The 21,198-nt window shown below is 33.7% G+C and carries 21 protein-coding genes and 1 tRNA gene; 16 read left to right on the top strand and 6 right to left on the bottom strand.

Features of this window, described 5'->3' with window-relative positions:
- Positions 1-283: 283 nt before the first annotated feature.
- The 3 genes from AC52CF_RS05970 to AC52CF_RS05960 form a co-directional block, all read right to left on the bottom strand.
- Entirely contained in the window at positions 284-427 is a 144-nt protein-coding gene (locus tag AC52CF_RS05970) for a hypothetical protein (RefSeq protein ID WP_165763009.1), read from the bottom strand.
- Positions 428-477: 50 nt separating this feature from the next.
- Positions 478-1,500 carry a helix-turn-helix transcriptional regulator gene (locus AC52CF_RS05965; RefSeq protein ID WP_214590425.1) on the bottom strand — a complete coding sequence of 341 codons (1,023 nt, stop codon included), beginning with the start codon at positions 1,498-1,500 and terminating at the stop codon, positions 478-480.
- A gap of 239 nt (positions 1,501-1,739) precedes the next feature.
- A complete protein-coding gene (locus AC52CF_RS05960) occupies positions 1,740-2,072 on the bottom strand; it encodes a HopJ type III effector protein (protein ID WP_214590426.1) in 333 nt (110 codons plus the stop codon).
- Positions 2,073-2,418: 346 nt separating this feature from the next.
- Between AC52CF_RS05960 and AC52CF_RS05955 the strand changes: the two genes are divergently transcribed.
- From AC52CF_RS05955 to AC52CF_RS05925, 7 genes are all read left to right on the top strand, one after another.
- Positions 2,419-3,801, top strand: coding sequence for an RtcB family protein (locus AC52CF_RS05955; protein ID WP_496518208.1), 1,383 nt, complete (start codon positions 2,419-2,421; stop codon positions 3,799-3,801).
- A 274-nt stretch (positions 3,802-4,075) separates the two neighbouring features.
- Positions 4,076-4,184: transfer RNA gene (locus AC52CF_RS05950), tRNA-OTHER, on the top strand.
- A gap of 300 nt (positions 4,185-4,484) precedes the next feature.
- A complete protein-coding gene (locus tag AC52CF_RS05945) occupies positions 4,485-6,236 on the top strand; it encodes a hypothetical protein (protein WP_214590428.1) in 1,752 nt (583 codons plus the stop codon).
- 390 nt (positions 6,237-6,626) lie between these two features.
- Entirely contained in the window at positions 6,627-7,379 is a 753-nt protein-coding gene (locus AC52CF_RS05940; protein ID WP_375181583.1) for a nucleotidyltransferase domain-containing protein, read from the top strand.
- Entirely contained in the window at positions 7,379-7,834 is a 456-nt protein-coding gene (locus AC52CF_RS05935) for a hypothetical protein (protein ID WP_496517943.1), read from the top strand. Before AC52CF_RS05940 ends, AC52CF_RS05935 begins: the two co-directional genes overlap by 1 nt.
- 55 nt (positions 7,835-7,889) lie before the next feature.
- The gene (locus AC52CF_RS05930) at positions 7,890-8,621 is read left to right on the top strand and encodes an ATP-grasp domain-containing protein (RefSeq protein ID WP_214590430.1); all 732 of its coding nucleotides are present in this window, start codon (positions 7,890-7,892) and stop codon (positions 8,619-8,621) included.
- Positions 8,622-8,728: 107 nt separating this feature from the next.
- Positions 8,729-11,170 carry a S8 family peptidase gene (locus tag AC52CF_RS05925; RefSeq protein WP_214590431.1) on the top strand — a complete coding sequence of 814 codons (2,442 nt, stop codon included), beginning with the start codon at positions 8,729-8,731 and terminating at the stop codon, positions 11,168-11,170.
- Here the strand turns inward: AC52CF_RS05925 and AC52CF_RS05920 are convergent.
- A complete protein-coding gene (locus AC52CF_RS05920) occupies positions 11,167-12,192 on the bottom strand; it encodes an AAA family ATPase (RefSeq protein WP_214590432.1) in 1,026 nt (341 codons plus the stop codon). The genes AC52CF_RS05925 and AC52CF_RS05920 overlap by 4 nt on opposite strands.
- A gap of 201 nt (positions 12,193-12,393) precedes the next feature.
- Positions 12,394-12,762, bottom strand: a complete 369-nt coding sequence (locus tag AC52CF_RS05915; RefSeq protein ID WP_290261138.1) for a MerR family transcriptional regulator — start codon at positions 12,760-12,762, stop codon at positions 12,394-12,396.
- Between the two features lie 98 nt (positions 12,763-12,860).
- On the opposite strand from AC52CF_RS05915, the gene AC52CF_RS05910 reads away from it, so the two are divergent.
- The 6 genes from AC52CF_RS05910 to AC52CF_RS05885 are packed head-to-tail and all read left to right on the top strand — an operon-like array spanning position 12,861 to position 17,536.
- Positions 12,861-13,670 carry an SDR family oxidoreductase gene (locus AC52CF_RS05910; RefSeq protein WP_214590434.1) on the top strand — a complete coding sequence of 270 codons (810 nt, stop codon included), beginning with the start codon at positions 12,861-12,863 and terminating at the stop codon, positions 13,668-13,670.
- The gene (locus tag AC52CF_RS05905) at positions 13,660-13,860 is read left to right on the top strand and encodes a hypothetical protein (protein WP_214590435.1); all 201 of its coding nucleotides are present in this window, start codon (positions 13,660-13,662) and stop codon (positions 13,858-13,860) included. The genes AC52CF_RS05910 and AC52CF_RS05905 overlap by 11 nt, the downstream gene beginning before the upstream one ends.
- Before the next feature lie 10 nt (positions 13,861-13,870).
- A complete protein-coding gene (locus AC52CF_RS05900) occupies positions 13,871-14,818 on the top strand; it encodes a hypothetical protein (RefSeq protein WP_214590436.1) in 948 nt (315 codons plus the stop codon).
- Positions 14,819-14,824: 6 nt separating this feature from the next.
- Entirely contained in the window at positions 14,825-15,535 is a 711-nt protein-coding gene (locus tag AC52CF_RS05895; protein ID WP_214590437.1) for a hypothetical protein, read from the top strand.
- A gap of 3 nt (positions 15,536-15,538) precedes the next feature.
- Entirely contained in the window at positions 15,539-16,450 is a 912-nt protein-coding gene (locus AC52CF_RS05890) for a hypothetical protein (RefSeq protein ID WP_496517942.1), read from the top strand.
- Positions 16,451-17,536 (top strand): nucleotidyltransferase domain-containing protein, encoded by a 1,086-nt coding sequence (locus AC52CF_RS05885; protein ID WP_290261151.1) that lies wholly within the window; start codon positions 16,451-16,453, stop codon positions 17,534-17,536.
- A 39-nt stretch (positions 17,537-17,575) separates the two neighbouring features.
- Here the strand turns inward: AC52CF_RS05885 and AC52CF_RS05880 are convergent, their stop codons facing one another.
- Positions 17,576-18,010, bottom strand: a complete 435-nt coding sequence (locus AC52CF_RS05880; RefSeq protein WP_214590439.1) for a cold shock domain-containing protein — start codon at positions 18,008-18,010, stop codon at positions 17,576-17,578.
- Between the two features lie 423 nt (positions 18,011-18,433).
- Between AC52CF_RS05880 and AC52CF_RS05875 the strand changes: the two genes are divergently transcribed.
- The 3 genes from AC52CF_RS05875 to AC52CF_RS05865 all read left to right on the top strand — a co-directional run bounded on the left by AC52CF_RS05875 (position 18,434) and on the right by AC52CF_RS05865 (position 20,966).
- Positions 18,434-19,453 (top strand): pYEATS domain-containing protein, encoded by a 1,020-nt coding sequence (locus AC52CF_RS05875; protein ID WP_214590440.1) that lies wholly within the window; start codon positions 18,434-18,436, stop codon positions 19,451-19,453.
- A gap of 505 nt (positions 19,454-19,958) precedes the next feature.
- Complete coding sequence (locus tag AC52CF_RS05870) at positions 19,959-20,531, top strand: hypothetical protein (RefSeq protein ID WP_214590441.1); 573 nt, start codon at positions 19,959-19,961, stop codon at positions 20,529-20,531.
- Between the two features lie 30 nt (positions 20,532-20,561).
- The gene (locus AC52CF_RS05865; protein ID WP_214590442.1) at positions 20,562-20,966 is read left to right on the top strand and encodes a hypothetical protein; all 405 of its coding nucleotides are present in this window, start codon (positions 20,562-20,564) and stop codon (positions 20,964-20,966) included.
- Positions 20,967-21,198 lie beyond the last annotated feature (232 nt).

Here is a 21,198-nt window from a genome sequence, read left to right as displayed (position 1 = left end):
GTGCTTCGACAAGCTCAGCATAAACTATTCACTCAGCAAAGAACTCAAAGGTTTAATGATGACAAATTACGGACAATCATAAAAATTTGTCTTAACAAATAAAAAGTTAACAATAAATTTAGTAATTATTACATTTTGATCATATTTTGCAACTTTTTACTCTGTCGAACCTTCAGCTTGCGGCGAATTTTAAAATCAATTTAGAAAATTTTAAAAATAAAAAGAGGCTGTTGCAAAAATGAACAGCCTCTTTTCTATAATTTAAATCTAACTACTTGTCATGTTAATTCGTGGATGCAGGAAGTTGCTTAGGATCTTCTTTTTTCTGACTTTTCTGATCAATTTTCTCAGAAATTTTCTTCACGATAAATTCAATCACTAAAGGAGCTACGACAGCAACAACTGCTTTTAATATTCTTGATTTCATACGGTTTATTTTTTTATGATTCATGCAATACAATTTCTACGCCAAGATTTTTATCCGTCTTCATCCGGAATGGCAAGGTTTTCATAATTTTTAGCTGCCGCTTTGAATTTTTCTTCCAGTCTCAGTCTGAGTTTTCTCGGTTTATGCACAACCAGACATTCTCCGAACCCCAAAAGAAGTCTTTCCAGTTCGAAGTTCAGCTGTACACAGATTTTAAAAATGGTTCCTTCATTCGTTTCGCTTACAATTTCCTGACTGGCATGAAAAGGCTTGGTCTTTACATAGGGAGCGTTGGAAGAATCTACAAAGAAAACCACATTTCGCGGAGCCATCGTCGGCGAAACACTTACTCCCACAATATCTTTGAAATATTCGTCGCCGTCGAGATTCATATCAATATACTCAATATTTTCATCGGTCTGAATATCTTCCATTCTGTCCAGAGCGAGATTATAGACATATTGCTTATTGGAACAGATCAAAAACCAGCGGTTGTTAAATTCCTTCAGCAATTGCGGATGAACAATATAAGAATCTGATTCTCTTGCCTTAAAACTTTTATACGTGATGTTCAGCACTTTTTTGTGCAAGATCGCATCATACAGAATATCAATATATTCCAGACCTTTCAACTGTTCATTTTTGTCTAAATGAATAATTGATTTCTGGTTCGTGGAATGGATGGAATCTTCCAGTTTCTGGATCACCCCGTTCATTTCCTTGAACATCGAAAAATCTTTGAACTGCTTTAGAATCTGCACCGCATTATTCATGGCTTTCAGATCACTTTCATTAACCGAAATATTATGAATGCTGTAATCGGGATCGCTGTAACGATAGTATTTTCTTTCGTATACCTCAATCGGTGCTTCATATCCGAATTTTTCACTCCGCATATTCTGCAGATCCAGCTGTACCGTTCTTTTGCTTACAAAAGATTCTTTCCCCTCAAATTCAAACAAAGCTTCCGAACATTCGTCAATAAGATCTTCGAGAGTATATTTCCTGTATTTATTTTTCAGGCATTTATCCAGTGTTTTATACCGGATGAGCGCGTTTTTGTTGGATGACATACGATGAGGTTAGGGTTTAAGTTAAGGTTAAGGTTAAGGTTAAGACTGAGATTTAGATTGAGGTTGAATTTAATATAAGGCGGTCAAATTCCCCTCCTCTGGAGGGGTGGCGAAAAATCTTGGATTTTTTGACGGGGTGGTTAAACGTTACCATTTTTCACTCTCTTCCAAATTATTTGAGATTGCTTCGTCATTTCTGAACTGCGTTCGCAGACCTCCGGTCTTTTAGCAATGACAGTTTACTTTCTACTTAAAGCTTTTCCTTCAAAAGCAATCCCGTCCCAGCCAAACGTCATAAAGTTTCTGATATTCTGATGATCTGTTCCTTCAGGATTTTTAAGAACATCTTCCCTGTAAAATTCTCCGAAAAGACTCAGCGTTTCTTCTTTCGACAGATCATTTAATTTCGCAAAACTAAAAATCTTACAGGAACCATTATTCTGATTGGCTTCATTTACCGTTTTTCCGTTTGTAAATTTTGTGGGAGTAAAATCGTAATGTTCATCAATAAAAGCAATTACATCCTTAAACTGGATTTCCTCTGCCGATTTTTCTAATTGTTCAAATAACATATCTTAATTTTTTATTTATAAATAACAGAAATCCGCCCGATCGGAGCAATATCTGTTTAGAAAAGTTTTAAAAAACCATTTCTCGTTCTTTAAGGACATTATTTTTTGAAATGATTCAGTATCCACTTTAGAGCTTTCTTTGTTCCTCACAAAAATCTTTGATTTTTAAATCTTATGTGCTCTAAAATATTCTCAATCATTTAACTTAAAACTAATGTGACTCATGTGTCAACTAACTTTTGTGCCTTTTGTGGTCAACTCGTCAAAAATAATTAAAATAATTTTATCTGCGCAAAAAGATTGCATACTTTAGTTCTTACTTTGCATCATCAAAATGAGAGAACACATGGAATTTAACGGAAATCATTTAATCGAATTAGGATACAGACCAGCGAAATGGTTTAAAGAAGCGATTGAATTCATCAACGAAAATAATTTAAACGAAACTCAGATAAAAGAATATCTGGAACAGTTTAAACAGCCCGAACTGATTCCGCTTCATGAAACGGCAAAAGATTTTGTGATCAACATCAGAGCAGAACACGAAAGTGAAAATGATAACGTGGAAAAAGTAATCAACACCATGAAAGTCCTGATGAAAACGCCGACTCTGGAAAACGGAGCCATTATGCCGGATGCCTGTCCTACAGGTCCTGCAGGACATATTCCTGTTGGCGGTGTGGTTGTGGCAAAAAATGCGATTCATCCGGGATTCCATAGTGCAGATATCTGCTGTTCTGTTATGCTGACGGATTTTGGAAAGGCAGATCCTAAAGAAGTGTTGGATGCAGCTCATTCCATCACGCATTTCGGATACGGTGGAAGACCGAGAGGAGAACAGATGCCGATGTCTCAGGAATTAATGGATGATTTTAGAGCGAATGATTTTCTGAATGACGAAAAATTAATAAGCATTGCACGTTCTCATATGGGAACGCAGGGCGACGGAAACCATTTCCTGTTTGTCGGAATTTCCAAAAATACCGGAAACACGATGTTGGTAACACACCACGGTTCAAGAGCTCCGGGCGCAGCTTTATATGATAAAGGAATGAAGGTTGCGAACCAGTTCAGAATGGAAATTTCTCCTGAAACCTTAAGAGAAAACGCATGGATCCCTTATGAAACGGAAGAAGGAAAACAATATTGGGAAGCCTTGCAGTTAATCAGAAAATGGACGAAAGAAAACCATATTTCCATTCATGATGCCGCTTTGAATAAATTAGGAATCGAGAAAGAAGACCGATACTGGAACGAGCATAATTTTGTATTCAGAGATGGAGATTTATTCTACCACGCAAAAGGTGCAACGCCTTTGGATGATAAATTTATGCCGGATATTACAGGTCCGAGATTGATTCCTTTGAATATGGCAGAACCTGTTTTGATTGTAAAAGGAACAACCAACGAAAGAAATTTAGGTTTCGCACCACACGGAGCGGGAAGAAACTTCAGTAGAAGTCAGCATAAAAAATCGTTGGCGCATAAAACCATTGAAGAAGTTTTTGAAGAAGAAACCAAAGGATTAGATATCCGTTTCTTCACCAACGAAATTGATATTTCTGAGCTTCCAACCGCTTATAAAAGTGCCAAAAAAGTAAGAGCGCAGATTGAAGAATACGGACTGTGTGAAGTTCTGGATGAAGTGATGCCTTACGGATGTATCATGGCGGGTGATGTTCAGAAAAATGCACCGTGGAAGAAAAAGAAGAAGTTTAGAAAAGCTTAATTGTTGGATATCACGCAATGGCGCAAATTACTTTTAAAAACTATACTTGTTAAGGCGCAAGGATTTTATCTCCGATAAAATTTAAACTTAATATTAGCTAAAAGTATCACACTGAGCTTGCCGAAGTGTCTTACGCCTTAAAAACATAACCAATTGGAAAAAAAAACTTGCGTCTTTGCATTAAACAAAAACAAAATAAAAAAGAAAACTAATAACCGAACCTTGCAGGTGTAAAAGCCTGTAGGGTTTAATGAAAACCTTTAATCATAAGGTAGGAACAGTAGCTCAGATGGTAGAGCAACAGATTACTTTTCGCTTTTGGCAAATAAAGTTCCTGTAAACTTCAAAGTTGTGTGTCGCAGGTTCGAGTCCTGCCTGTTCCTCAAAAAATGAAAAAAAATTGTTAGATATACACAAAGGCGCAATTTATTTAAAAGCTATACTTGTTAAGGCGCAAGGATTTTATCTCCGATAAAATTTAATGCTCAATATGTTAGCTAAAAATGTCGCACTGAGCTTGCCGAAGTGTCCGCCTTTTTAAAAAACTTTAAGGCAAAGGGAGTTCCTATAAATTATTTGGAAAATTACTCCCCGCCTTTTAAAAATTATAGGTAAAAGGAGTTCCTATAACACTTCACTTTTAATGAATCTTACTCCTCACTTATTTTTTTAAACTAAAAACAATGAAAACATTAAAATTATTCAACGCTGTACTGGCAAAAGAATCGGATGCTGAAATATTTATTTCTCAGGATGGTTTTATCATCGAACCTTCTGCACTATGGGCAAAAAAAGAAATTGTTTCTTATTACGCTAAAGAAAAGCTGAACGGAAATGATCTCAACAAAACGTTCCATAAATCGTGGCAGAAGATTAAAGAAAGTACAAGATTCGAACTGTTGATGGAACAGCTCTTTCATTATTTTTCTACCTACGGAAGCAGATTTCAGGGTGAAGTATACATTCCGGATGAAGTGTTGAATATCCCGGATCTGAAGCTGAATTTCAAAGTAATTAAAGCCTGTTCCGAAGAAGAACTTCAGGAAAAATGTCTTGCTATTCTAAGATCAGGAATCGCTCTGAAAGAAGAAACAATTGATGATTTACTATCTATTCTGCACAATGAACTGGAATATGATTTTACAGGAAAAGAAAATATCAGAAACAAAGAAGCCATCATAAAAATTGCCGACCGTTACGACGTTTATCCTGAAAATAATGTTGAATTTTTGCGTTACGTGATCTACAAAACCACAAAAGAAACATTATTAATTAAAAACAATGATTTGATTAATGATATCAAGCAAAGTAAATTTAATCCGACTTATCTTTTTGAAAGTTTCGGACTGGAAAAAATGGCGGAAATTTTCAATCGTTTCAAGCCCTTATTTTTAGCCTATAAAAACAGAGCACCAAAAGTGATTAATAAAATTTCGAAGCTGTCAAAGGTTTATCATAAACCATTAATTTCGAATCCATTGAATAACGCAACCAATATATTACTGGAAAACAGTGATTTGCACTGGCTGGAAAATGCCACTCCGTTTGCTTTGTTTAAATCTTTATCGGCTTGTTATTCAAGAATGTACGGTCAGGATACTTTTGTGTACAGAATACGGAACGGAAAATCGTGGACGAAAAAATCAATCGGAACTTCCGTGAATGAACTGAACTACGATTTTATTTTAAGCTATTTAAAATCAAAGTATCGTTTTGAAGGAAAGAAATTCTATTTCCCAGAAGACGTAGAATTTGCGTTACCGACTTCTGAAAAGATGCTTGTAGGGAATATTCCGACGGGAACAAGATTTTTCGGTGAAAGATTAGCGGTCGGAATTTACTGGGAAAATGCATGGGGAGCTTATGATTTGGACCTTTCAGGATTAAATATTGCCGGAAAAATCGGATGGAATGCCGCTTACAGCCAAAATTCTGGTCAGTTGATGTATTCCGGAGACATCACTTCCGCGCCAAACGGTGCTGTAGAATATCTTTACGCAAACAGAGGTTTAATGGCTCCTACTTTGGTAATGAACAACGTTTTCAACGGAAACAGCGACTGCGGATATAAAATTGTTATCGGAAAAGGCGATGCCGTTTCTTACGATTATATGATGAATCCGAACCATCTTTTTGCGGAAGCAAAATGTCAATCCGTACAAAAACAGACCGTTTTGGGAATGTTGCTGCCAAAAGACGGAAGACAGTGTTTCGTACTGCTGAATTTCGGAGCAGGACATGCTCATGTTTCAGGAAATACAGAAATTTCCGTAATGGCGACGAACGCTTTGTATCAGCAATGGTACGAACCGATATCCTTCAATCTTTTGATTCAGGAATTAGGAGCTGAAATCGTTTATGATAAAGAAAATGCCGACTTTGATTTTTCTTTGGAGAATCTGGAAAAAGACAGTTTTACAAAGATTTTTAATTGATAAAATTTTTGAGGCTAGATAATTTTAACGCAATGCCCACAAAGTTATATTCAATAAAATGATTTTATTTATTGGTTCGCAAGGGCACTTCGTTCAGCGAATGATAAAAATGTAATTTAAGTAGGAAAGCATATTATTTATGGAAAATGTTGCATATAGCTTTACGTAATAAACGGCTGTTATAGACTTCGCTTAATAGCAGATGAAATCTTCCCTTACTTTGCTTTCTTTTAAAGTATTTTATCGGAATTAAGTAGTAAACTTAAGAAACTAAAGTGTAAAATCTTTTGCATCTTTTGCGGTTAAAAGTTTATCCAGGTTTTACATAAAATAATCCTGCGTAAAAAGATTGCGCAGGATGTTTTTTATTTTGTATCAAATTAAAAAACAATGACACCAAAAATAATAGAAAAACTAAAAGAAGTTGAAGAAAAACGCGGTGTAGAAATACTGCTTGCCGTAGAATCCGGAAGTCGAGCATGGGGATTTGCTTCTCCGGACAGCGACTACGATATACGCTTCATATACCGACACGAAAAAGACTGGTATCTCTCACCGTGGGATAAAGATGAAACCATAGAATTTATAACGGAAGACGATCTGGACGGTTCCGGATGGGATCTAAGAAAAACGTTCCATTTATTGTTGAAGTCAAACGCGGCTTTGCTGAGCTGGTTCTACTCTCCTGTCGTTTATGTGAAAAATGAAAAATTTCACGACCTGTTCAAACCTTTGGCAGATGAATGTTTTTCTCCGATATCGGTATTTTATCATTACTCAAGCATGAGCAAAAAATATCTCGAAGCATGTAGACTTGATGAGGTGAAACTGAAATCTTACTTTTACTGCTTACGAACTACCTTAACCGGAAAATGGATATTGGAAAAAGGGACAGTTCCGCCTGTTTTGTTCAGTGAATTACTGGTTTTGGTCGATGATTTTACAAGAACGAAAATAGAAAATTTAATCGCTTTAAAAGCCACCAAAGGAGAATCTTACCACCATCCGAATGACTGGGAACTCTTCGGATTTTTAGAGAAGACCATATTAGATAATGAAGAAAAAGCGAAAAGTCTGAAAGGAGGAAATTCGGATAAAAACGAAATGGAGCGGGTTTTCAGGGAAATATTAAACTTGTCTTAATGAAAACACAAAAAAACAACCACAAATTATTGACAAAATTTGGGGAAATATTATTTAAAAAATATGAGCTTCAAAATGAATGGGTTTCTGAAATTCCTCCTGATAATTATGAAATTTCATTTATTATCAGTAATAAAATCAACTGGGATCTGATAAAACAAATTGTAGAAGATCTTATAGAAAATAAAAAGAATTTGGCTGAAAGATCAGAATCAGTATTAGTTCCTTTTCATAAAACGATCTTTAATAATGAATACCAAGAAAAGGATGGATATTTTGAACTTATTTGCGTAGAAATTAAAAAATATGATGAAAATTTTAATTACGAAATAAATCTTTTATTTGCAATTCATTCAAAAACTAATTTTGTAATAGATCCTTATGCAACATATTCTTGCGTATTTTTAAAAAGACAATATACTTATGTCCTTAAGAAAGTAGAAAGGGAAATATAAACAGAATCTTAAGTTTTATGAAATTTACCTTTATCTAACAATAAATACTGTTACAATGAAAAACCTCATCGCGCTCTCTCCCATGTACACGGAAGACAGCAACAATCTGAAAAAAGCATCCCTCAATTCACCGTACGAATTGAGTCGGTTTAATGCAAAATGGAATGTTCCCGAAGAATTTCGTGCAGACGTGATTGCGGTGTATGGCGAAGATATTTATGCTGAAATTGTGGCGGAACAATGCAGTCTTACGTTAACAAAACCCGATGACGACTGGCTTTCCAAAGTTTCGGAGGAATTTACCAAAAGGAAAATCTCTTACGGAAAGCTGAAAGATTTCGTGCATGAAGAAAATATTTTCATCAAATGTTCGGATTTTAAAAGTTTTAAAGCCGGAATTTTTGATAAAGTCACCAACATTAAAGGTTTTGATACACTGGATCTGGAAAGCAGGGTTTTCACTTCCGAAGTCGTAGAATGGGAACTGGAAGTAAGATGTTTTGTTTTAAATAATCAAATAATAACGCATTCTTCTTATTGGAGAAATGACGTTTTTGATACCGATCCGCTTTCCGAAAACGAACAGAAAGAGCTTTTTGATTTTTTCAAAAATTTCATTCAACAATACGGTGAAACGCTTCCCAAAGCCATTGTTCTGGATTTCGGGATCATCAAAGGAAAAGGCTGGGCTTTGATTGAAGCGAATCCGGCTTGGTGTTCCGGTTTGTATAATTGTGATGCGGAAAAAGCATTGGAGGTGATTGTGGAGAGTTGTATTAAAAATTAAGCGATTATGGTTTTCCGTAATTGTTTTTTAACAATTTGATATATTTTCCATAAAAAAAATAAACTTCTAATAAAATCATATTAATTTGCAAATAATAAAAACACATCATGAATAGACATATTTTTTTAAACAATGACAAATCAAGCCACCCAAAATTTAACCGACAAAGAAATGTTGGAGGTAATAAAAAAAGTGAAGAAGAGAATCAAGAAGAGATTGAACAAAATGAGAAAAAAATAATTGAAGAATATCAAAAAGAAAAATTAAGAGAATACAATATTACTTTTTACGCTAAACGTAAAAATAGAAATATAAAAAGAACTATTCAGTTTTCTAAGTATATTGATATTATTAAAATTAAATTTTATACTATATTCAATTCCGATCTAAAACTTAAATTCTTAGAAAAATATGGCATTACCCCCATTGAATATAAAGATTTTAATAAAACTGTTATTTTTGAAATTGTAGATTTATCATTGTTTGAATATTTTAAAAATCACATACAAGCAATTATTGATAGTCCAAGCGGAACATCTTATCAAAATAAAGAATATAACATATTAGCACTAATTTATAAATTTGAGTTTATTGATAGCAAAGCAAGAATTCTAACTTACATTAATGAAGGAGTTTTATTAAATTTTATTGAAAGTGTTGATTCTGTTTTTATTGAACAAAAAGAAATATTATTTAACTATTTAAAAGAAAAAAAATTAAATTACTCATATTCTGAAGATCACGATAGTATTTTAGAAATTCAAAAAATTCAAAAAGATGAAATTCAATTTATTGCAGATAATTTTGATATTATTAAAGCGATAGTTAGCTCAAGAACACAAAAACTCAGACCTGGCTACAATGGACCGATAAGAGATTATGAATTTGAAATAGAATTCAAAGATTATATAACAACTGTTGGTATTATAGATACAGGTGTTGAAAGAATTCAACCATTAAAAAATATAATTTTAAAAAATAATATTGACCATACAGGCAATGGAGCTTTTTGGGATGAAGTTGGTCATGGTACCATGGTAGCTGGTTTGGTAGCATTAGGAGATGAGTTTTATAATAACATTAAAGAAATTTATAATGCAAAGGCTAAAATTTTTGTCATTAAGGTTTTACAGCAAGACAATGACCCACTTGATATTCCAAGATTATTAGACGATATTAAGTTCGCTAAAAGAAATTATGGAATTAGAATTTTCAATATGTCCTTAGTAATTCCTAATGCTAAAAAATATAATGAAACATTTAGTCAATTTTCATATGAGTTAGATAAACTTGCTTTTGAAGAAGATATTTTAATTTTCATCTCTGTAGGTAATTTTAATAGTGATAGTTTAAAAGCTTTAATTTTTGAAGAACCTCATCCCGACCACGACTATCCTGATTTCTTCTATAAATTAGATAGTACTACACAAGTTCATAGTTGTGAAGACACAAATATTTGTTCGCCATCTGAATCACTAAATAATGTATCAATTGGAGCATTGGCAGGAAATATGGAAGATATTGACCATTCAGATATAACACCAAATGAACTTTATCCTGCGTATTACACAAGAAAATTTCACTATGATTATTCTCAAACAATCAATTCTCAAATAATTAAACAAAAAAACAAACACTTGAATAAGCCTGATTTTGTTTTTTATGGAGGTGATTTATTTGATGCTAAAGCAGGATTAGAAATTTTAAGATCTCCAATGGTAATTGATGATAAATTTTATGGACGATCATGTGGAACTAGTTTAGCAACTCCTTTAATCACTTCATACGCAGCAGAAATTTTAAATGAGTATCCTACTCTTAGAACTCAAACTATAAAGGCATTATTAGTAAATTCAGCAAACTATTTTAAACCTCTTCACTTTAAGGACAAACCTGAAACGTTACTAAAAAGTTTAATCGGCTTTGGAAAACCTAATAAAACTGAATTAATTGAGAATAATGATAACTGTATAACATTTATTGTTGAAGATTCTATTAAAATTGGCGAAATAATTAATATTCCTATTATTCTTCCTTCATATATTAAAAATTCTGGTAATAAATTACAATTTGATATTTCTTTGTGTTATAGTTTTTTACCTACTAAAGATAATCAATTAGATTATTTACCATTGCATATGTCATTTAGTTTAGTGAAAAATGTAGACGTTAAAATTTATGAAAATGCCGTTCAAAAAGATTTTAGTATAAAGAATTCTATAACATGGAGTGAAGATCATTTTGGGATTGATAACAGACAATTTTCCAATAGTCAATTTATGTCTTATAGAATTCAACCAAACGATTTTAACAACTTAAATGATATTGTAGCTCTAGCTGTTAGATGTTTATCCAAAAATGACTATATCAGCGAACTATCAAAATCATCACATGAGTTTTCCATAGTTATTAAAATTACGGAAATATTGACAAATGAAGGTAAAGGTACTGAAAATTTATACTCAGAAATGTTAAATATAAACAATCACATTGAAATATTAAATAATTTAGATTCAGAACTTAATCCAGAACTTGACGCAGAAAATTAAACTCCGATAGATTTTTTTTCAATATCAATTAATTTCTGCCATATTATAGTATCTATTTTGGCAGAAATTATATTTTCTGGATTATCTATAGCAAACAAACTTCTTTTTATAGCTGTGACTAATGTTTTTTGAATACTATAGTAAGATAATCCAACAGAATTCTTAATTACTTTGTTGGCTTTTGTTTTGTTATCAAAAGAAAAATTGCCATTTTTAAGAGTCAGTAATACTAATTCTTTTATTTCTTTTTCTGTTGGTAAATTAAATCCAATAGAAAAATCAAATCTTCTAAGCAATGCTTCATCTAGCATTTCCTTTTGGTTTGTTGCAGCTATAACAATACTATTTTGTGGAAGATAATCAAATAATTGCAAAATCGTATTTACAACTCTTTTCATTTCTCCGTGATCTTGTGAATAATCTCTAACTTTCCCCAAAGAATCAAATTCATCAATAAATATAATACAATCTTCAGAAGCTGCTTTTCTAAATATCTTGGATAAATTTTTACTAGTCTCTCCTAATTTTGATGATACAATTGCTCCTAAATTTACAACTACCATCATCTTATCTAATTCTCCTGCAACAACATAAGAAGCCAGCGTTTTACCACAACCAGAAGGTCCATGTAATAATAATTTATTTGCTATTGGTAAATCAAATTTTCTAAGTAACTCTGCTTTTTGATGTTCTTCAATAAAATATTGTAAACTATGGATTACAGAATTATCAGCTACTATATTATCAAGTCTATAACTAGAAGTTAACTTTTCTAATATTAATTCTCCAACCTCTTTATCTTCAATTCTATTAAAATAAGATTCAGAGCCTACTTTAGTTAAAGAATTGTTGCGCTGATGTTTAATAGAGTCTTTTAGGATTGATTGTAGCTGTATTGCGAAATTTAATTTTTTAGTGTTTTTAGAATGTTCGATTAACTCATTTAATACTGACAACAGCTTTTCTTGATCATTTTCAAGACCATATTTTGCTATATCTTTTATGTAATCGAATTGGCTCATTATTAAATTATATTGCAAAAATAATCATTTTTTTAATCTTAAATTAATTTGTTCCATAAGATTTATAAATGACTTTTAATGTATAAAAAAATTAATACTTTTAAAAAAACAATTAGTTTTAAATAAAAGTATTAATTTATTATTTAAAATTTAAATCAATCTCAAAATATCACTCTTTCCAAAACATGGAGTTTTTAAAAATCAGCACTCCCCATTCCGGATCACCTCCTTTGCATACGCCAGTTTTTCCTTTAGCTGCTGCATTTCCTCTATTTTTGCATCGATCTGGGCAATCTTATCATCCATCAACTTAATTTTGTCTTCTGTATTCAGGCGGTCTTCAAACCATGCATCCATACAGTCCTTAATTTCTGCCAGAGTAAACCCCACAGATTTGGCTTCCTTTATAAAATCAAGCTTTTCGATAACCTCCTCAGAATAATACGTGTAATTGTTGCTTTTTATCGTTTCATCCTTTTCTCCGGCAATTAAACCGCTTTTTTCATAAAAACGGATCGTTCCGATTGGGATTTCTGTTGCCTTCGAAAGCTGGTTGATTAAATACTTCATTGTTAAATTTTCGTTAAAATTAAAACCATACAGTATACTATATACTTTTAGGTCTCAAAAGTAAATATTAATTTCGTTTCAACAAAATCTAAAAAACGATGTCAAAAACTATTTTCATTACAGGAGCTTCTACCGGACTGGGTAAAGCAACTGCAAAACTATTCGCAGAAAAAGGCTGGAACGTGGTCGCAACCATGAGAACTCCCGAAAACGATACAGAACTCTCTTCTATTCCCAACATCAAAGTGATGAAACTGGATGTTACCAATCCGCAGGAAATCAAACAAGTCGCTGAAAAAGTAATTCAGGACGGTGTAGATGTCGTATTCAACAATGCAGGTTACGGATTAATGGGACCATTGGAAGGACTGTCCGAAGAACAGATCAGCAGACAGTTCGAAACCAATTTATGGGGTGTGATCCGTACAACACAGGCTTTCATCCCCTATTTCAGAGAACATAAGAAAGGATTGTTTTTAACCACCACTTCCATTGGCGGTCACGTTGCCTTTCCTTTAGCCTCATTATATCACGCTACAAAATGGGCTCTCGAAGGCTGGTCAGAAAGCATGGCATTTGAACTCAATCCTTTCGGAATCACCATCAAAACCATTGCGCCGGGCGGAATTTCCACCGATTTTGCAAGCCGTTCTCTCGATATGGGAGCGCATCCTGCCTATCAGGAAATGACAGAAAAAGTCTGGGAAGTCTTCAGAGATCCCAACAGAGTTTTCCAGTATTCCACTCCGGAGCAGATTGCAGAAGTCGTGTACGAAGCAGCAACAGACGGTAAAAACCAGTTGCGTTACTTCGCAGGAGAAGATTCCAAACAAACCATCGCACTCCGCAGACAGGTCGGAGATCAGGTATTCTTCGAAGAAAACAAAAAACACTTTTTTGAAAACTAACAAAAACAGACCGGACTTTAAAAATTGTCCGGTTTTTTATTTAATTTTTATTTTCTTTGCTGTAGAAGTTAACAAACAAGGCTACAATCATGTAACACAGGAAACGGCTGATTATGTAAGAAATGAATTGTTTGTGGAAAAGGAATTGATGATACGAGAAGATTATAGATTATTTTTGAATGAATTTTAAAAACACAACCATGGAAAAAGAAAGTATTATCACCATCAGCCAAACCCATCAGAAAGCTGATTTTAATTGGGCAATAAAGCGTTATTTACCAAATTTTAAAGATAGAAAGTCTACAATTATTGGTGTGCAATTTCCCTGGAAAAAAATATTTGAAGATGTCAAAAATTTTAATGAAATTTCACAGAACATAACCGATTTATACAATGAATTTACAGGAGGAAATTTTTTCAAAAGCATAAATTACACGCCACAGTTTAGGGATGTTTTTATTCTAAAAACAGAACAGTTTTCCGGTTATTATTGGATTGAATTTATTTTTACTAAAAATAAATGGAACCTTAAAACAAAAAATTACTCTTGGGAAAATGAAACCTTTGTCTATGCAAACGGATTAAACAAAAAAGACGATTTTATAGTTTCTAAAATATCTTATGAAGTTTTATTTTTCTCCTTTAGAAATCCAGTGAAAGATGAAAATGGTTACAGAAAAAGGAAATACCGCTTACCTGTTTACATCAATGATGAAGATTATTCTCAAAGTAATTATATCTTTTATTTTAGTAAAAGTGATGGTTTAAGAAGAGATCTGAGAGTAAGAAGTGTTCGTTTATTAATTGATGAAGATTTTGATTATTATTTGCATATTTGTTCAAATGAATTTTCTGAAAGCTCCGGAAGAAAACTAGATTTTGTTAATCAAGGACAAATTCCGCTAAAAATTTTATTTCAATTTCTAAAAACAGTTCATGAAAATAATACATTTGGCTATTATGGCGGTGGTGCAATATTAGATCTTCCAGAAACACATTTTATCTTTAAAATTAAAGATAAAATACATAAAGCAGGTATACTATCACATTCAGACAAAAAAACTTACGATCTTGAAAATTTACAAGCACTGGAAAATACTATTTTGGAATGGATTGATAAGGTTATTGAATTTCAAAAACAAAATTAAAAACCAATGAACTACAAAATCATACACAACGAAGAAAAATTACAGCAATTCATAGACTGGCTTCCGGAACTATTGCCCAATGAACAATATTACGTTGCTCTTCTTGCAAGAAAAAAATACAACCCCGAAACAGGACTGAAAGCAGATAAAGCACAGTTAAAACGATTTACCTCAACCAAAGAAAGACTGCTTCACAAAATCAGGCAGCTCGAAATTCCGGCAGGCTTGTACGAATCCGGAAGTACCGAAGTTTCTCAGGATAACCTCGCCATTTACATCACTCCCAACCCGCGCGACCTTCACAATGCCTCATTGTTTTTAATGAAAGAAATTTCGGAAAAACTCATCCGGAAAGATAACGCCATCAATCCTCACACATTAGCTTTAAATCTTATTCAGACCACCACTTCACGAAAGATATTCTTTGATCTCGATATTGATTTCCGTATAGAAAACCATCAACAAGCCATTGATAAATTCAGAGAAGACATTGCAGACTGTTTAAACCCCGACTGTCTTACCTTTATTAAAACCAATGGCGGACTGCACTGTTTAATTAAACTGGACAACATTCTGAAAGAACACCAGAAAAGCTGGTATCAGAAAATTTCACAGCTCACCTGCGAAGAATATGAAGTCACCATGAACGGCGATAACGTTTTACCAATGGCAGGCTGTTTTCAGGGAATTGATTTTTCACCCTATTTTTTAGATTAAATTATGTGTACCCCCAATACAGAACTACAATTCTGCACCTGTACTGAAGGAAACATCAATGACATAAAAGACATTTACATTTGGTCTTTATACCGTTATCATGGCTCTCGGGAATCATTAATACGCGGAAAAGTCATGATGCCTGTAAAAGATTTTGAAAACGGAATCTCTGCAGAACATATGACATCCAAACTTAATCATGGGAACATTTTCGATTTCGATTATACTCCTCAGGAAAGAGATACAATTCATATCAGTTTTAATGCTAAAAACAGAGCGGAATACAAATATTCCACCTTAATCTTTAGAGATGGAGTTTGGCAGGAGGGACGAAATCCTTGGTTCGTAAGTATTGAGAAAAATATTGCCAAAGGAGAAGTAAAAGTTTTATACAAAGAAGAAAATTTATTTTTAAAGCATTGTGAACATTTAAAATCTGAATACGGAATTGAAATCCCCGAATCCGTCAAAATTAGATGTGTCAACCTTAAAGACGATTCTAAGGATCCTGTCTATTTAGTCATAAAAAACTTTAAAGAATATAAAATTTTCTATACACAGGAATTTGTAAAGTATGTCGTAGAAACTTATTTTAATATGTATCCTGATGAAAATTCCGATAGGTTACAAGCAATGATTGATTCAGCGCAAAGTAAATTTTCTATATTGGAAGAGAAATTTATTTCGGAAACAGAAAACTTTGCTTTTCTTAACAGATGCTTTAAGGATCTTGAAAAAAACCTCGAAAAATGTTTTTTTATAACGATTCCTTTCGAAAACAAAGAAACACATCTTTTTATTAATAGTAATTTAATCGGAAGAACAGGTTTTAAAAGCAACAGAAATAACAGATATTTTAAGAATAAATCTCAAAAAATAAAATTTGAAGATTTTGAACTTTTTAAAGATTATTAAATGACCATCCAAGACCTTAAAAACAAAAACCTCATCCTTTTCGAAGCCATCTCCGGAAGCCGCTCTTTCGGATTGGCAACAGAAAATTCCGATACAGACATTCGTGGCGTGTATTATTTACCGAAAGAAGACTTCTTCGGGTTAAACTATATTCCCCAGATTTCCAACGAAACCAACGACATTACGTATTACGAAATCGGGAGACTTATCGAACTGTTACAGAAAAACAATCCCAACATCCTTGAAATTATCGCCAGTCCGGAAGACTGCATCTTACAGAAACATCCCTTAATGGATCTCGTGAAACCCGAAGATTTCCTTTCCAGACTCTGCAAAGACACCTTTGCCGGATATGCCGTTTCACAGATTAAAAAAGCAAAAGGACTCAACAAAAAGATCCTTAACCCGATGGATAAAGAAAAGAAATCTATCCTCGATTTCTGCTACATTTTGCAGGATCAGGGCTCTGTTCCGTTGAAAAAATGGCTGCGGGAATTCTCTTCCGCGGAAAATCAGAATGGTTTACAACAGGAAAAATGCGGCTTGGTAAGCATCGACAATACCAAAGGAATGTTTGCCCTGTTTTACGATCAGTCCGGCGATTTCAGATACAAAGGAATCATTCAAAATCTGGAAGCCAATCAGGTCTCTGTTTCCTCCGTTCCCAAAGGACAGCATCCCCTTGCCTATCTCTTCTGCAACCTCGATGCCTATTCCACCTACTGCAAAGATTACCGCGAATACTGGAAATGGGTTTCCGAGCGCAATGATGACCGCTACAATGTCAACCAGAACCACGGACAGAATTACGACAGCAAAAACATGATGCACACCATCCGTTTATTACAGTCGTGCGAACAGATATTTAAAAACAATTCCCTCAATATCCGTGTCGACAACCGCGAAGAACTGTTAGACATCAAAGCCGGAAACTGGTCTTACGAACAGGTCATGAAAAAAGCCGGAGACCTTATTGCTTCCATTGAAGAACATCATGCAGCTTCTGCCCTGCCCGATCTTCCGGATCTGGAAAAAACCACAAAAATCTTAGTTCAGATCCGCGAGGAACTCTATAAAAACAAATAAAGCTTCATTTCTGAAGCTTTATTTTATATTGTCCGATACTTATTTTACCAGTCTGATCTCCGTTGCAGAAAAACCTTTCGGAGATTTTTCCTTTTCGAAAGAGACCTTATTCCCTTTCTTAATCTGGTCGATACAGTTATTATTGTGGAAGAAGATATTTTCCTTAGTCTTATCTTCCGTAATGAAACCGTATCCTTTTTCACTTAGAAAAGTTACAATTCCTGTTTTTACAGTTTCTTCAGCTTCAATAGGAGCTGCTCCCAACTGGATATTGTTGATATCAATTTCCTCTCTTTCAGCCTGATCCGGTGGTGTAGAAGTAAGTTGTCCGTTCGCATCTACATACATGAACATTTCGTTCAGGCTTTTCCCTTTATCATTATTTTCCTTACGCTCTTCACGGCGCATTGCTTTTTCTTTTAGTTTTTGCTGTTTCTTCTTGAAATTTTCTTTTTTAGAGAAAGAATCTGCCATATATTTTATTGAATTTTTATTTTACAGTTATTTGAAGCTTCGGAAAAATCAGGGTTCCTGCCCTTCTCAGTGATTCTGTCCACCAAATTCCGAACCTGTTATTAAAGGGTTTCTGAGTGCTTTTATTAATGTGAATGCCCTTAAAAAGACATAAATTGAAACGGAAGTAAATAAAATATTCTAAACGATCACAGAAAGTAAAGACAGAGATTTCTTTTAATAAGGTAACAAATATACGAAAAATAAGCACACCAGACAAATCTTGGAAAATTCAATTCATTGAATTTCAATTTATTTTAGAGATTGAATTTTAAATGAAGCCTGATGAAAAAGCAATCCGAAGATTCCCGCAAAAAATCACACAAAATAGGAGTGGATTAATTCTGGAATATATAAGAAATTCGTATAAGAAAATTTATAATCATGCCAGAATTAACATTAAAACAAAAAAACAGAGATCTTAAAAGCATTTGGGATTTCTTACTCTTTTCCATTATTGTCGGAATAGTAATCTGCTTTCTTATCGGCTTAAACACCTTGAATATGAAAGGAGGAATAATGGCTTATCTGGAACTTACAGGAGCATGCATCTTTATTGGAGGAGCCAGTTTTGGAATTGGGGGACTTTCAGGATTTTTATTTGGGGTACCAAAAATTTTAAATTCAGATACAAATAATCATGACAGAAAACCTTCAGTTACGCAAAATGATAATCTTGTTCAGATCAGTGACTGGCTTACAAAGATTATTGTCGGAGTGGGCTTAACTCAATTGAATAATATTCCTGAATTTTTAGCGCGGGTGGGAAAATATTTTTCGATAATATTTCAGAACAAAGAGTCCGGTGAAAAAATAGCCATCGCTGTAATATTGTATTTTCTGATTATTGGCTTCTTATCCGTTTATCTGTGGACAAGACTTCATTTTATCGGTATGGTAAAAAAAGTGGAAGACGATTTAGATAAAAAAGTCAATGCAATGGCTGAAGTCATTAATGATACACAGCAAAAAATGACCGATTTAGGCGGCGGAAAAACAATCTCTGAAAAGTTTGATGAAGTAAAAGCAGAAGTAAACAATATTGCTGCCAATGATCCGGATGATCCTCAAAAATCAAAATGGGGCGGAAAATCTGAATGTAATGAAAGAAAAATTACGGCAAAAATAGAACCTTCAGAAAATCCTGCATTATATAAAGTAACCCTCGAAGTATGCAGTACAAATCCGGCAAATCCTCTTACCGGGTTTGTTAAATTCCATTTACACCCCACTTTTAACAATGACAACCCGATCATTGCGGTTACTGACGGAATTGCAAGGTTGGTTTTAAATAAAGTATATGGAGCATTCACCGCAGGAGCTGAAGCAGATGACGGAAATACCCGCTTAGAAATAGATTTGGCAGAATTATCCGGTGCTCCACAGGAATTTAGAGACAGATAAACCTTTTTAATGATTAAATTGTTGAAAATAATAAAGAAGCTGCTCCTTTAGGAGCAGAATCTGTGTAGAAATAAAAATAAATCCGGCAATCAATCCGTAGGATTGGTATCTTTAATGTGGCAATGTTCTAAAAATAGCGTTCCTACGGAACGAACGCCTTGCGAATATAGTGTCTACACAAATAAACCTTTCTAATGATTAAATGGTTTAAAAGAATAAAAAGACTGCTCCTTTAGGAGCAGAATCTGTGTAGAAATAAAAATAAATCAGGCAATCAATCCGTAGGATTGGTATCTTTAATGCGGCAATGTTCTAGAGATAGCGTTCCTACGGAACGCCGGGCTTATTGCGAATACCCCTTCTCTATAAAAACAGGTTTGGGAAATATCATAATTATACTTAATTTGCTCAGGAGATAAAACTTTCCCCGTAGAAATTCTGCATAATAAAATTCAGAAACTCTGCCCATTTAAAGTTCTCTTTATAATTTTTAAACAAACAGACCATGGTTCTCGAAGGATTAAATACAGAAGGCGTACTTATTTTTGCCAATATAACCAAGTGTAAAAACTATTACTCGGATAAAGAATTCAATTATGACTATCCCGATGGATTATCAGAATTATTGAAACAGGGAATCATCCATATCATTACTACCGATGAAGCGGTGGAACAAGTCGATTTTGTTTTTAATAAAGAAGAAATAGACAGCAATAGGTGGGAATTTCACGATTCTTACAACTACTTAAAAGCAGAACCCGGAGATGAAATCCGCGCTGTTTCTCATGCAGATTTTACCCAAATGTGCCATAATCACAAAGGGGATCTAGAAGCTCATATCGACAGCTCATTACCCCTTAAAAACATTTTAAACGGGAGTGGATATGTAACCAAAGAAGAATACTTTAAATATGAATTACCATTGATAGAAATACCAGCAGGAATCTGGAAATTAAATGTTTATTCGCTTAAAGAAGAGCATATCCTTAGCTGGATCGAATTTTTCATCCACTTAGAAAAAATAGAATCCGTTGATATCGATAAAATTACCCTGAAGCCGCTTGAAATCTTTTCTTAAATACAAATACTTTTTGAGAGCAGAAATAATATGAATGATATAGACGAAAGCACAGTACCCCAATGCAAGATTGAAGAAAAGAAATTCGAATGGGGAGAACCTTACAAAGTGTATACTCCTGTTTTTCATTTTCCACATTGGTTAAATACCACACTGGAAAATTCGATTATTTTATTTGGAGAAAATAACTTTAAGCATCAATTATTGATGGTATACAATACAATCAATAACCATGAAGAATCTGAAAGGTTAACAAACTATCAAGGAGAACCATTGAACAGGAAGTCAATATTGGAATTGATAAACACATATCTTAAAAAAACTGAGACTTTAACTGCCCCTTGGGAAAAATACAACATTGGATTAACAGAGGATGATTATGTAGAGTATCTTGAAGATAAGCTGGGAAAATCCCTGTATTATGTAAAAGTCTGACTGCCAAATAAAGTCTTCTCTGTTACAGCTTATTGAAAACCTTTCGATAGCGCAGATTTGAAATCCGTGCTGTACTCCCAAACCGCGCTGCGCAAAGTTTCACGACTTTGAGCAATATCAAACCCAAACATTTTTTTTAAATTTATCCCGTTTCTGATAGTCTCCCTATTTTGAGCAAAAATTAAAACAATACTAAATGAAAGAAGGCTATATTATAAAAGATCGGGAAAAA

The sequence above is a fragment of the Chryseobacterium sp. 2P genome (assembly GCF_059579425.1).
This window is presented reverse-complemented; position numbering and strand designations above follow the sequence as displayed.